At 70.9% G+C, this 13,109-nt stretch carries 11 protein-coding genes; 2 read left to right on the forward strand and 9 right to left on the reverse strand.

Annotated features, from left to right (window positions below):
• Positions 1-1,228 (reverse strand): ABC transporter permease (locus FL311_RS33605; protein ID WP_141331731.1); only part of this gene is annotated, 1,228 nt, incomplete at its 3' end.
• Between the two features lie 297 nt (positions 1,229-1,525).
• Between FL311_RS33605 and FL311_RS46185 the strand changes: the two genes are divergently transcribed.
• Positions 1,526-2,437: a flagellar motor protein MotB gene (locus FL311_RS46185; protein WP_141331733.1), complete on the forward strand. Its 912-nt coding sequence runs from the start codon at positions 1,526-1,528 to the stop codon at positions 2,435-2,437.
• A 3-nt stretch (positions 2,438-2,440) separates the two neighbouring features.
• Here FL311_RS46185 and FL311_RS33615 read toward each other — a convergent pair whose 3' ends face one another.
• The 3 genes from FL311_RS33615 to FL311_RS33625 form a co-directional block, all read right to left on the reverse strand.
• The gene (locus tag FL311_RS33615) at positions 2,441-4,342 is read right to left on the reverse strand and encodes an OPT family oligopeptide transporter (RefSeq protein WP_141331735.1); all 1,902 of its coding nucleotides are present in this window, start codon (positions 4,340-4,342) and stop codon (positions 2,441-2,443) included.
• A 126-nt stretch (positions 4,343-4,468) separates the two neighbouring features.
• Positions 4,469-4,954, reverse strand: coding sequence for a peptidylprolyl isomerase (locus FL311_RS33620; RefSeq protein WP_141331737.1), 486 nt, complete (start codon positions 4,952-4,954; stop codon positions 4,469-4,471).
• A 67-nt stretch (positions 4,955-5,021) separates the two neighbouring features.
• Entirely contained in the window at positions 5,022-6,299 is a 1,278-nt protein-coding gene (locus FL311_RS33625) for a dicarboxylate/amino acid:cation symporter (RefSeq protein ID WP_141331739.1), read from the reverse strand.
• Positions 6,300-6,404: 105 nt separating this feature from the next.
• On the opposite strand from FL311_RS33625, the gene FL311_RS33630 reads away from it, so the two are divergent.
• Positions 6,405-7,043: a hypothetical protein gene (locus FL311_RS33630; protein WP_141331741.1), complete on the forward strand. Its 639-nt coding sequence runs from the start codon at positions 6,405-6,407 to the stop codon at positions 7,041-7,043.
• 191 nt (positions 7,044-7,234) lie between these two features.
• On the opposite strand, the gene FL311_RS33635 is transcribed toward FL311_RS33630, so the two are convergent.
• The 5 genes from FL311_RS33635 to FL311_RS33655 all read right to left on the reverse strand — a co-directional run.
• A complete protein-coding gene (locus tag FL311_RS33635; RefSeq protein WP_141331743.1) occupies positions 7,235-8,017 on the reverse strand; it encodes a DNA methyltransferase in 783 nt (260 codons plus the stop codon).
• Between the two features lie 55 nt (positions 8,018-8,072).
• A complete protein-coding gene (locus FL311_RS33640) occupies positions 8,073-8,978 on the reverse strand; it encodes a DUF2381 family protein (protein WP_228557261.1) in 906 nt (301 codons plus the stop codon).
• Between the two features lie 10 nt (positions 8,979-8,988).
• The gene (locus FL311_RS33645) at positions 8,989-10,983 is read right to left on the reverse strand and encodes a serine/threonine-protein kinase (protein ID WP_141331749.1); all 1,995 of its coding nucleotides are present in this window, start codon (positions 10,981-10,983) and stop codon (positions 8,989-8,991) included.
• Between the two features lie 691 nt (positions 10,984-11,674).
• Positions 11,675-12,832, reverse strand: coding sequence for a TfuA-like protein (locus FL311_RS33650; protein WP_141331747.1), 1,158 nt, complete (start codon positions 12,830-12,832; stop codon positions 11,675-11,677).
• Positions 12,829-13,109, reverse strand: a 281-nt coding sequence (locus FL311_RS33655) for a YcaO-like family protein (RefSeq protein WP_194869465.1), incomplete at its 5' end; no start/stop codon positions are given. The genes FL311_RS33655 and FL311_RS33650, both read right to left, overlap by 4 nt.

Below are 13,109 nucleotides of genomic sequence, written 5' to 3' on the forward strand. Positions count from 1 at the left end.
CCCCCGCCGTCGCCCGCTGGGCCCCCTCGCGCAGCGCGTCCTGGAGCCTGGGCCGAGAGGCCTGCCACGCCGGGAGCAGCCCGAAGAGCAGCCCCGTCACCACCGACAGCCCCAGGGAGAACAGCAGCACCGTGCCCTCCAGCTCCACCTGCGTCCCCGGCGTGAGCAGCTCCGGCGGCGCCAGCGACAGGAGCGCGGGCAGCGCGCTCGACGCCAGGAGCACCCCCAACCCGCCGCCCACGAGCGACAAGAGCAGGCTCTCCGTCAGCAACTGCCGCACCAGCCGCCGGGGCGCCGCGCCGAGCGCCGCGCGCACCACCAGCTCCCGCTGCCTCGCCGCGGAGCGCGCGAGCTGGAGGTTGGCCAGGTTGACACACGCGATGAGCAGCACCAGCCCCACCGCGCCCAGCAGCACCCAGAGCGCCAGGCGCAAATCCCCCGCGAGCGCCGCCCGCAGGTCCACCGCGCCGAAGAACTCGTGGGCGCGCATCAGGTGCGGCTTCTGCGCCGTCAGGCGCGCGCTCAGCGTCTTCAACGCGGCCTCCACGCCCTGGGGCGACAGCCCGTCACGCACCCGCCCGGTGACGAACAGGAAGTTGGAGGCCTCGTTGTTCGTCATGTCCAGCTGCAGCGGCGTCCACAGCTGCGCCTCCGCCGGGAAGCGGAACGACTCCGCCGCCACGCCCACCACGGTGTAGGGCTCGTCGTTGAGCGTGAGCGTGCGCCCCACGACGTCCGGCGCCCCACCGAAGCGGCGCTTCCACAGCCCCTGGCCGAGCACCACCACGCGCGGGCCCCCCGGGACGTCCTCCTCCGGCAGGAAGCCGCGCCCCAGCTGAGGCCTCACGCCGAACGTCTCGAAGAAGTTCCCCGTCACCCGGACCCCCGCCAGCCGCTCCGGCAGCCCGTCCCCCACGAGGTTGAAGCCCGAGGGCAACATCTCCGACGCGGAGACCTGGGAGAAGGGCGAGCCCTCCGACGTCAGCCAGGCGTAGTGGGCGATCGCCAACGTCGTGTTGGGCCCGTCCGCGTCCCGCGCGTCCACCCGCACCAGCTGCTCGGAGCGGGGATAGGGCAGCGGCCGCAGCAGCACGCCGTGCACGACGCTGAAGATGGCCGTGTTCGCGCCGATGGCCAGCGCGAGCGTCAGCAGCGAGACGGCGGTGAACCCCCGATTCTTGAAGAGCAACCGGACGGCGTAGCGGAGATCCTCGAGAAGGACGGCCACGGATGACTCCTTGGGCGGGAATGAGAAATCCTACGCCCGGCCGGCGCCTGCGATTGCACGGTGTTTTGCTTTCCCATGATTGGGATACGCGTGCGCGGGATTGGGACTTCAAGGCAAGCCCCGGAGAATCCGGACGAATCGCGCGTCAAGTCATTCCACGCGGAGGCTCAGGGATACTTTCCCGGGATGAGGCACCTGGGCGTGAGCTTGCGCTTCCCCTCGGCGCCATGCGACTCGTTCGTCTTTGGAGTTCACGGCTCACGTGTGAGCTGTCATTCCATCCTTCAAGGAGTCGTCGTGTCGTTCCGGCTCGCGTTCGCGTTGCTGTCGGCGCTGTTCACCCTCGCCCTGGTGCTCCCCTCCACCGCCTCCGCCCAGGCGAAGACGCTGCCGACCTTCAATCTGCAGCGGATGGAGCTGGACCCGGCGGGGCTCGGCTCGCTGGTGGTGAGCACCGGCCGCACGCTGCCCGCGGGCCTGGTGCGCGTGGGCGTCCAGGGCCACTACGAGCAATTGCCCCTCCACTTCCAGACGCGCTGGGAGCCGGGCGGTGGCATGGGCCTGGTGGAGAACAAGTTCACCATGGACCTCACCGCGGCCATCGGCGTGACGGACTGGCTCCAGGTGGACGCGGAGGTGCCCTTCATCGTCACGCAGGGCGGCTCGAAGCACCTGAACGTGAACGCCCCCGAGGGCCAGGGGCTGGGCTCGCCGTGGGTGGGCGCGCGCACGGCGCTCCTGCGGCCGGACTTCGGCTTCCAGGTGGCGCTGGATGTGTCCGCGGCGATTCCGGTGGGCAGCAAGGCGCTGCTCGCCAGGGACCGGTACGCGGTGCACCCCAGCCTCCAGCTCGGCTTCCTGGCGGAGACGTGGCAGCTGGGCCTGGAGACCGGCCTCCTGCTGCGCGACAAGCAGGACCTGGGCCCGCTGTCGGGCACCAGCGTGGACGTGGTGGGCAACGAGCTGCGGCTGGGCGGCACCGTGACGTCGCGCGCCGGAGACCTCACGCGCGGGGAGATCAGCATGCTCGTCGGCGTGCCGCTGCAGGGCGGTCAGGCGGGCGCGGAGTTGCTGGTGGCCATCCGCCGCCACACCACGTCCTGGCTGGACCTGTACGTGATGGGCGGCCCGGGCGTGGGCGCGGGCCTGGACACGCCCACCTTCCGCTTCGTGGCCGGGGCGTCGTTCGCCACCGGCCGCGTGGACTGACGACTACTTGGGCATCACGCCGAAGGCCTTCGCCATGGCGATGGCGATGCCCAGCAGGCTCTCACCCGCGATGAAGCCCGAGGAGACCGGGAGCACCATGTCCTCGGCCAGCTTGGGCTTCTTGCGGCGCAGCACCTCGGCGATGGCCGAGCCCAGGAAGAAGGCGATGGAGCTGGAGGCCGGGATGACGATGGCCAGCCCGAAGCCCGCCGGCGAGGGGATGTAGCCCTTCAGCTTCGCGGGCGCCCAGCGCTCCAGCAGCACCAGGCAGATGCCCAGCGCCGCGCCGCACAGCGCACCCCAGCGCGCGGTGACGGGCATCGCGGAGACGCCCGTGGCCAACAGCTTGGACACGCCCGCCCACACCATCGTGGCCGGCGCGGGGAACTCCTCGGTGCCCAGCGCCTCCGCGTTGGGAATCAGCAGGTTGAACACCGGCACCACCACCGCCGCGCCCGCCACCACGCCGAACAGCTGCGCGACGAACTGCTGACGCGGGTTGGCGCCCAACAGCCACCCGGACTTCAAATCCGTGAGCAGGTCCGCCGAGTGCAGTCCCACGCCGCCGGTGGCGTTCGCGCTCATCACGTTGGCGGGGATGTTCCCCGGCGCCAGGCCTCCGAAGATGAGCTGCGTGACGGGACCGAGCGCCTTGGTGGGCGTGGTGTCCGTCTCGCCGGTGACGCGGCTGGCGACCACGCCCATCACCACCGCCAGCGGCATGGCCAGCACGCCCGCCCACCACGGAATCTGGAACAGGTACGCCATCAGGAAGATGGCGATGGGCCCCAGCACCGCGAAGCCCAGCGGGAACCACGACGGCGGACACTCGATGCCGGCCAAGGGGTCCGTCTCCTCCTGCTGCGCGGCCTTGCCCCGGAACAGCCCCGACAGCGCCTTGAACGAGCGCGCCACGCTGCGCCACTGGAAGGCGAACGCCAGCAGGCCCGACGACACCAGCAGCGCCGAGCCCGTCCACACCATCCAGCTGTTGATGGCCTTGTAGGTGATTTCGGGGATGGAGCCCTGCGTCACCATCGCCGGGGCCAGGAAGCCGTACGACAGCACCGCGCCCAGGAACATGGACCAGCCGGTGCGGAAGCTCACCAGCGCGCCCGCGCCCACCAGCAGCAGGCTGAAGTCGAGCGACATCGTCCACGCCGAGGCCTTCTTGCCCAGCATCGTGAAGGGCAGGCTCACCTTCTCCGGGATGTTGGTCAGCCACGGGAAGCGCGCGTCACGCACCAGCACCAGCAGCGCGCCGACGACGCCCGCGCCCGTGAGCAGCCGCGACTTGCGCCGCGCCACTTCGCCGTGGCCGTGCAGCGCGCGGATGGTCTCCGCGGTGGCGGTGCCGGTGGGGAACGGCAGCGCCTCGATGTTGATGAGCTGGCGCTTGATGGGGATGGCCGCGAAGACGCCCAGCGCGGAGATGACCGCGAACCACACCACCAGCCAGCCCGCGGGCGGCAGCGTGCCGGTGAGCATCAGCAGCGCGGGCACCGCGGCCATGTTGCCGCCGCCCGTCATGTACCCGGCCGCCGAGGCCACCGAGCCCATGGCGTTGTTCTCCAGGTCCGTGAAGTCGTTCTTCAGCACGCGCAGCGAGCGCAGCGTGCTGAACACCGCGAAGGCCAGGATGCAGGCGGTGATGGTGACGCCCAGGCTCCAACCCGTCTTGAGGATGACGTACAGGTTGGACAGACACATCACCGCGCCAATCAACATGCCGGCGATGACGGCGCGCACGGTGAGCTGCCGCGAGCCACCCTGGTAGACGTGTTTGAGCCAGTACAGCTCCGGGTCCTTCTCCGCGGACGCCCCGGGCTCGTCGGCGTTGGCGTCGGTGGGCTGGAGGCGGAGCCCCGTGGGGCTCGGTGTCTGTTGGGACGGGGACTGGCTCATTGGGGGCGAAAAGATAGTGCACGGCCCCCGCTGTCACGAAGCACGGACTCCAGCAGGCAAGCAAAAGGGGCGGGGTACTCCTGCCCCGCCCCCTCGCTCGTCGCCGCGGGGCGTCACGCCCCGGGGTCAGCCGTGGTCGTGCCCGCCCGGCCCGTGGACGTGGCCGTGGGAGAGCTCCTCGTTGGAGGCCTGGCGGACCTCCTTCACGGTGACGTCGAAGTGCAGCGTCTTGCCGGCGAGCGGGTGGTTCAGGTCGATGACCACGTCGTCGCCCCGGACCTCGGAGATGCGCAGCGGGATGTCGCCCTGGTCCGTCTGGGCCATCAGCGTCTGGCCGGGCTGGGGCACGAAGCCCGCGGGGAGCATGGCGCGAGGCACCACGCGCACGCCCTCGGGATCATGCTCGCCGTAGCCCTGTGCGGGCTGCACCACCACCTGCTTGCTGTCGCCGGTGGACAGGCCCTCCAGCGCGCCCTCCAGGCCAGGGACGATTTGACGGTGCCCGTGCAGATAGGCGAGCGGCTGGCCGGGCTCGCTCTGGTCGATGACCTGTCCATCACCGAGGTGCAGCCGGTACTCGAGCGAGACGATTGAATCCTTGGCGACCCTCATGCGGGCTCCTTGGGTGCGACGGTGGGACGACTACGCGAGGAAGGATGGGGATGGGTTCATCCCGATGTCAGGAGGCGGAAGGCCCCGCTGCCCGCTCCACGTCCGTGCGAGCGGGCGGCTCTCCGCGCGCCACGTACACGGCGGCGGCCAGGTCCCCGGTGACGTTGAGCGTGGTGCGGCACATGTCCAGGAAGCGGTCCACGCCCAGCACCAGGCCCAGGCCCTCCACCGGAATCTTGAACATGGTGAGGATCATCGCGATGACGGGGATGGAGCCCGCGGGCACGCCCGCCGTCCCGATTCCCGCCAGGATGCAGATGAACATGATGAGCGCCTGCTGCGACAAGTCCAGCGGCACCTCGTAGACCTGCGCGAGGAAGAGCACGGTGACGCCCTCGAACAGCGCGGTGCCATTCTGGTTCATCGCCGAGCCGGCCGTCAGCACGAAGCGCGACACGTTGGGGGGCAGCTTGAGGTTCTCCTCGGCGACCTTGAGCGCGGTGGGCAGCGTGGCGCTGGAGGAGGACGTGGAGAACGCGGTGACGATGGCCAGCCGGCAGTCGCGGAAGAACTCGATGGGATTGCGCCCGCCCAGGAAGCGCACCGACAGCGAGTACACGATGAACATGTGGACCGACAGCGCCAGCAGCACCGTGCCCACGTAGGCCGCCAGCTGCTGGAGGATGCCCAGCCCCAGCCTGGCCGTCATGGCGAACAGCAGCGCGCCGACGCCGTAGGGGGCAAGCCGCAGCACCCCGTCGATGAGCTTCATCATCACGTCGTAGAGGCCCTGGAGGGTCTCCTTCAGGCGCTGCACGCCCTCGGTGGGCGTGAGCGCCACGCCCAGGCCGAAGATGAGCGAGAAGACGATGAGGCCAATCATGTCCCCGTCCGCCGCGGCCTTGAGCGGGTTGATGGGCACCATGGACATGAGCACGGCGCCGAAGGACGTCTCGGACGGAGGGGGCGCGGCCTTCACCTGGGTGGCGCCCCGGGCGAGCGCGCGGGCCTCCTCGCTCAGGCCGTGGCCGGGCTGGATGACGTTGACGAGCACCAGGCCGATGAGCACGGAGATGGTGGAGAACACCACGGTGTAGCCCAGCGTGCGCGCGCCCAGCCGGCCCACCTGCCGCAGGTCCAGCTCCGCCACGCCCATGACGAGGGCCGCGAACAGCAGCGGCACCACGAGCATGAGGAGCAGGCGGATGAAGATCTGCCCCACGGGGGAGGCCACGTTGTTGACGGCCCAGTCCAGCCAGGGTGCACCGCCCGCGAGGGCATTCGCGCCGAGCCCCGCCACCGTGCCGGTGACGATGCCGATGAGCATCTTGTGGTGAGCCTTCATCGCGCAATCTCCGCGTCCTCCCGGCGGGAGGGCAATGGGGCGCGCAGCCTACTGGCAAAGGAAGGTGGCGCCCACCCTCCGCATGAGACAAAGCTGCGCCTCGCCGTGGAGACCCTCGTCCAGCTCACCGAAGCCGCCGTGCCCCCCGCCCTCTTCCGCCGGCTGCTGCGGCGCCTGGGAGTCCTCGGCCGCGAGCGGCTGAAGGACACGTACCAGACGACGTTCTGGTACGACTTCGGCCCGCCGACGAACGTCGTGGAGGACATCGTCACCGCGCTGCGTCCGGCCATCGTCGGCCGGCGGCGCATCGCGGGCGTGGAGTGGTGGCTGTCGCGCATGTACCCGACGGACGTGCGCGTGGACTTCCATCAGGACCGGGACGAGAAGCTGGCGCTGCGCACGGGGAAGCTGGTGCACCCGCGCATCGGCTCGGTGCTCTTCCTCAACCGCGTGCGCGGCGGCGCGCTGGTGGTGACGCGCGAGAAGCCGGACGAGTCCAACCCGTCCCTCGCGCCGTCACGGCTGGACACCGCGGACCTGGTGACGCCCAGGCCCAACCGGCTGGTGGTGTTCGACGGCTCGCTCACGCACGGCGTGCTGGACGCGCGGAACCAGGTGCCGGACGGGAAGCTGCCGGGGCGCTCGCGGCTGCGCCGCACGCTGGTGATGAACTGGTGGGGACACCGTCCTACCGACGTGCCCCGCTGGTCGGAGACGAAGCTCTACCGCGCGCTCGGGGGCTGACGGCGCGTGAACAGAGGACGCGCCAACCTCGGCGATTCGAGACGCGACGCTGCCGGGCGCTGCGACGCGTGATGCGGAGGACGCGCCGCTCCTCGCGACATGCCCCGAGGGCTCGAGGCGCGACGCGACCGGGTGATGAGTCGCGTGATGAACATGGGCCGCGCCAGGCCCCGAGGATTCGAGTCGCGGCGCTACCTGCCGCTCGGGGGCGGAGGGTACGCGGCGACCGTCTCGCGCAGGCGGTGGGTGACGCGCTCGGCCCACTCGGGCTCGATTTCGAGGCACGCCGTCTGTCGACCCAGGCGCAGCGCGGCGGCGGGCAGCGAGCCGCTGCCGGCGAACGGGTCCAACACGGTGTCACCGGGTCGGCTGTACGTGCGCACCAGCGGCTCGACCACGGAGAACGGCTTGTGGTGGGGATGGCTGCCCCAACGCGCGGCGTCGCCGTCATCGTCATAGCCGCCGACGACGGCCCACACGGTGGGCAGGTCCCCGGGCGCGAGCACCGGCTCGGGCGTCCGGGCGATGACGAGCGCGACCTCGTAGACGCGCAGGGTCTGCTCGTTCGCGTTCTTGTCCGTGGTGCGCTTGCCCCAGGTGAACTCGCCGCGCAGGTGGGGATAGCCCAGCGCGCGCGCGGCGGTGAGGATGGGCTCCTTGCCGAGCAGGTTGGTCCAGATGACCAGCGGCGCGTCGGGCGTCAGGTGCGCCAGGGCGCGCGTGAGCCAGGCCTCGGAGAACGCCCGGTAGTCGCGCACCGTCTCGAACCGGACGATGGGGTTCTGGTCGATCTTCTTGTGCGCGCGCGGGTCCCTCAGGTCCCCGCCCTTGCGGCGCCGCGTGAGCAGACAGTACGGCGGGTCGGTGAGCAGCAGCGAGGCGCGGCGCTCGCCCAGGGCTTCGCGGTAGCCCGAGGGCTCGCGGGAGTCGGCGCGGATGCAGCGCGGGGCATCGGAAGGAGGCGGAGGGGTCATCGTCCGGGGCGGCACCCTACACGGTGGCCCACGAGGCTCAAGGCCCCTCGCGCCGTCACTTCACCACCAGTCGGTCCACCGTCAACGTCCGGCCCCGTACATCCCAGAGCTTGAGCGTGTAGCGCCCGGGTGTCAGGGCGGCCTCGTCCGCCAGGAGGACGACCACATCTTGCTCCTCCTCCGCGCGCAGCGGCGTTGATTGCCAGGGAGGCTTCAGCTCCAGCACCTGCCCGGAGTCCCTGGTGAGCGAGCCGCCGCTCGCCACCCACCCCAGGCCCTCCGACTCAGCGGAGATGCCCAACACCAGGGCACTCCAATGTGAATGGAGGGCCACATGGCGAATCGCCTTGGCGTACAGGTCAGGCCCCTGTGGGGAGGCGGACTCGAGCACCTGGACGTAGAGCGACCTCGAGGACCGCCCCAGCATCGCGACCAATTCCTCCAACGAGCTCGAGGCGCGCCCCGTGGACTGGAGTCGCTCGAGTTCGGAGCGAGCCTGCGCCAGCCGCGCCCTGAGCTCCTCGACCTCCCGCCGATAGGACTCCGCGGTGCGGACGCGACGGAAGACCTCGACCTGCGGTTCACCGCGCATCGGGTCCACCACCAACCAGACCACCAGCTGCTCCGGAGCCGCCCCATCGAGGAAGCGGACCTCGAGGCGCAGCCGCTCTCCCTGGCGGAACGTGGTCGACGGCACGAGCACCAGGTGGTCATCCGCCAGGCCCACGCGATGGAAACGCTCACGCCCCTCCAGCAGGACCTCTTCGGTCCGGATGCGGGCGTCGAAGAAGAGGGTCGTGGCGCGCCCTGGGGAGATGCGAATGTCGAGGGACGGCGCGGCCACTTCGCCGCCCACCTCGAGCCGACGCACAGGGGGCAGACTCAAGGAAGGGGTGGGCCCAGGGCGCTCCGCACCCGAGCTCAGCAGAACGCCCCAGGTGAGCGCGAGGACCGGGAACACGGCGAGCAAGTCACGGCCTTCCGAAGTAGTCGGTAGAGGTGAGCCCCACGATCGTGCTGATCATCTTCTGCTCAGGTGTGCTGTTGACACTGTCGTAGGTCATGCCCACCTGCACGCGCTCGCCGAGATTGGCCACCGACACCTGGAGACAGACCGCCATGCGCTTGCCATTGGGAGTCTCCGCTTCGGACACCCAGATGTAGTACCTCTTCTGTCCGTGAAAGAGCCTCCCGTGGAACTTCGTCCCGCGCGGGAACGTCTCGACGAGGGCTGGATCCGGCAGGTTGCGGTAGAGGTAGATGGAGATGGGACCTTCGGGAGGAAGCGGAATCACCGACACATACCGCTCGCCGGGGGCCTGCAGTGAGAAGTCCGTCCGCGACAACTGCGAGCTCGGGGAGTAGCCCAGCGCATTCAGTCGCTCGATGGAACCCGCCGGGCACTCCCCCTCGGGCGACGTCAGGCGTGTCTGGGGAGAGCCGCTCGCGCAGGCCCCGGCCAGGCACGCCACCGCCGCCGTCTTGCCCAAGGTGCCACTCACCGAGCCACGCTTCCGCGAAGGGGGCGACTCAGGAGTTGGCTCGTCCGCGGGAGCGGGGGTCGCGGAAGCCCACCGGGTGGGAGCCTCCGCGGGCTCGGCGGACGGTGAAGAGGGACGGGCTGTGTCGGGGGGCGTGAGGGGACGACTCGTCACGACAGGACTTCCTTTCTCTGCAGGAGGTGGGAGGGGGACGACCGCCTGCGTGGAGCTCGAAGCGGGCGACTCGCGACGCGAGACACCCAGGGCCACCGCGCCCAGGACGAACAGCACCAGCACGCCCACCGCGACACCGCGCGTCCAGGAAGGCTCGCGGGACGGCGACGTGGGAGCGGGCGGCGGCGGAGAGGACGGGAGCGCGTCCGCCGGCGCGGCGACGGCCTCCGGTGCGAGGGGATGCGAAGGTGTGTTCTCGGCGTCGGAGTCCTGCTCCGCGTCCGACGCGGAGGGCTCGGGCATGCGCACGAGCTCCGGCACCATGCGCACCCGGGGCGTGTTCGAGTCCACGTCACGCGGGGACTCGGGCTCGGGAGGCAGGTCCAGCGACAGCCTCCAGGCGGGCTGACGCTTCTCCTTGGCGACCTCCCACAGGGCCTGCAGCAGCGCCTCGGTGTTCGGGTAGCGGTCCTCGGGGCGCTTGGCGAGCAGCCGCAGCGCCAGGTCTCCCAGCGCGGGAGGCACCTTGGGGTTGACCAGGTGGGGCGCGCGCGGCGTCACCGTCTCGATGGCGGGCAGCAACCTGTCGTAGGGCAGCCTGGGGTCGAAGGCGTACCCGTCCGTGAGCGCTTCGTAGAGCAGCGCGCCCAGCGCGTAGAGGTCTCCGGGGATGCCCGCGTCGAAGCGCGCGCCCTGCTCCCAGAGGCCCTCGCGCAGGAAGGCCACGCACTCGGGGGGCAACAGGTGCGGAGAGGCTGGAGCCACGCCCACCGTCAGCGTCGTCGCGCCCGGCATGCGCACGGTGCCCAGGTCGATGAGGAACGGGCGCTCGTCATCGCGGCGGATGAGGAGGTTGTCGCCCTTCAGGTCGCGGTGGTGCAGGCCTCGGCGGTGGAGGTCGGAGACGGCGCGCACCACCTCGGTGAAGACGGACAGCAGGTGCGCCGCGGAGGGCTTCACGCGCCAGCGCCACTCGTGGAAGGTCTCTCCGTCGATGAAGTCGGTGACGAAGAACAGGTAGCCCTCGGGGGGCTCCGGCCAGCGGTCCACGGCGTGGAGGCGCGGGAGGTTCGGGTGCGGCGCGCAGGCGAGCAGCGCGGCCACCTCGTGCGACAGCCGACCGTTGACGTCCTCCTCCTCGGAGACCTGGGGACCGGCGGGACGCAGCGCCATCTTCATCGTGAAGAAGCGCCCTCCCCGCTCGACCTTGAAGACACGGCCGAAACCTCCCGCGCCCAGCGACGCCACCACGCGCCACGGGCCCACTTCGCTGCCGGGAACGAGCTGGTCCGGATGGAACGGCGCCGACATCACGGCGGAGAGCCCTCTTGGCGCGAGACCATGCCTTCCCGGCAAAGCACGAGCGCAGCCGCGCGGAGGCAGGGGACGGCCTCAATGCCAATGCGGGCACGTGAGTCTGGCGCGAGGGGCGCTGTGACCACCCAGGAAACGGGGCCGTACAAGGGTAACCTCCAGGGTTGACCCTAGCCTCGATTCAAGGCCTGTCACGAATTTTCCCCACCCGGCAGGTGGGTCACATCGGGTCTGGGAGACCCAACGTCCTCCGTAGTCTCGTGGAGCGGGAGGCTCCGACCGAGCACGGCGCCTCGGGGGCCCGTGGCGAGGAGGCGTCCGGCTCGCGCCCCATCGCCACAGGCAACGGTGAAGAACGGCGCGCGGGCTGGCGGACTCGCCGCTCGAGGCACGCTCGGCGCGTCAGTCGACAGACGCGTCGCCGCACGAGGCACGCATGGCGCCCTCAGGCGATGGGCGCTTCGTCGCGAGAGGCGCCTGGAGGATTCGTCGCTCGAAGCCTGCTCGGCACGTCAGTCGATGGGTTCTTCATCGCTCGCGGCGGTCGAAGGACTCGCTGCTCGAAGCCTGCTCGGCACGTCAGGCGACGCGCTCATCGCCGCTCGAAACCTGCTCGGCACGTCAGTCGATGGGTTCTTCATCGCTCGCGGCGGTCGAAGGACTCGCTGCTCGAAACATGCTCAGTGCATCAGTCGACGGGCTCTTCATCGCTCGCGGCGATGTCGAGCGCGGCTTCTGCCCAGCGTCCACGCAACCTCGCCTCGACGGCGAGCGCTTCATCCCAGGACGGGCCATCCGGCAGCAGCCGTGTCGAGTGCGCGAGCACGAGTCGCTCCAGCGCCCGCTCTTCACACAGCGCGCGCAGTCCCTCCGGGTCCAGCCCGCTCGCGGACAGGAACGCATCGCGCTTGCGCGCGGGGACACGACGCTCGCGCCACCACGCCTCCTGCTCACGCGCCACCTCCTCCTCGGTGACGGACAGCCCCATCGTCCTCGCCCAGCCCGCGAGCAACGCGCGACGCAGGCCCGCTTCGGCCAGCTCGCGCGCGTCGGGCGCCTGGCTCAACACCTCGAGCACGTGCCCCGAGGGAACCCGCGCATCAGGCACGCGGGTCACGTCCTCCACGAGTCGCCGCCGCCGTACCAGCGAGGAGGGAACACGACGCGCCCCTCGGCTCGACGGCGCACCCGAAGCCACCCACTCCTGTGCCGTGCGGATGCAGGCCACCGCGTCGGCGCGCTTCAGGTCCTCCACGCCACGGGAGAACCACTGCGCCCACGCGCGTCGCGTGTCCTCCGGCCAGCGCACACGCTCGCTCATCCGAGCCCAGGTGCGCTCCTGGTAGAACATCTCCGCCGCGACCGACACCAGCTCGCGGGCCCGGGGCGCGCTCAGCACACCGGCTTCACGCGCGAGCTCGGCCACGTGCCGGACGTTGACAAGCGGCACCGTGAGGGGACGCCAGCCGTTCTCGGCATCCGCATGCAGCAGCGCCACCTCCGCGTCGTCCGCCACGACCCCATCGCGGTACCAGCCGAAGATGCGCCCCACGCCCACCATGCCGTGCAGAGCCAGCTCCACCGCGCGCAGCGCTCCCATGCTGGAGCCGCCGAAGACCGCCACGCCCGCCTCCAACGCGGCCAGCAGCTCGTGGTGCCACACCGAGGGCTGTGCCTCGAAGACACCGTCCACCAACGCGATGGCCCGGGGCCTCGCACCCAGCGCTCGCCACACGTCGCCCTGTCGCGCCGGAGGCAGCACCACGCACGGTCCCAGCCGCTTTGCCTCTTCGGCCGGCAGCGACGGGCCCAGGAAGACCACCACGTCCTCGGCTCGCCGCTTCACAGGAGCTCCGAGACGCGCATGCCGGGCACCACCACCCGCCGCACATGAAGGCCCGGCACCGGCGCATCCAGCTCCACCGACGCCACCTGCGTGAATCCCGCCCGCTTCAGCCGCGCCAGCACCCGTCGCACCTGGACCTCCGCGTCCTCTTCCGCCACCGCGCCCAGGTCCGGAAGCTCCGTCACCCGCCGCCGCGCCTTCACCCCCGCGCACGCCTCCGCGAACCCCCGCGCCGCCTCCCGGTCCGTCGAGCCCACGTCCTCCCTGGCCCCATGGA

The sequence above is a fragment of the Myxococcus sp. AB025B genome, from assembly GCF_006518215.1.
GTDB lineage: Bacteria > Myxococcota > Myxococcia > Myxococcales > Myxococcaceae > Myxococcus > Myxococcus fulvus.

What these genes read in the sequence shown, in the direction of transcription:
- FL311_RS33615 (WP_141331735.1), bottom strand. Translation starts at nt 4,342, where the DNA reads ATGAGCCAGTCCCCGTCCCAACAGACACCGAGCCCCACGGGGCTCCGC.
- FL311_RS33620 (WP_141331737.1), bottom strand. Translation starts at nt 4,954, where the DNA reads ATGAGGGTCGCCAAGGATTCAATCGTCTCGCTCGAGTACCGGCTGCAC.
- FL311_RS33625 (WP_141331739.1), bottom strand. Translation starts at nt 6,299, where the DNA reads ATGAAGGCTCACCACAAGATGCTCATCGGCATCGTCACCGGCACGGTG.
- FL311_RS33635 (WP_141331743.1), bottom strand. Translation starts at nt 8,017, where the DNA reads ATGACCCCTCCGCCTCCTTCCGATGCCCCGCGCTGCATCCGCGCCGAC.
- FL311_RS33645 (WP_141331749.1), bottom strand. Translation starts at nt 10,983, where the DNA reads ATGTCGGCGCCGTTCCATCCGGACCAGCTCGTTCCCGGCAGCGAAGTG.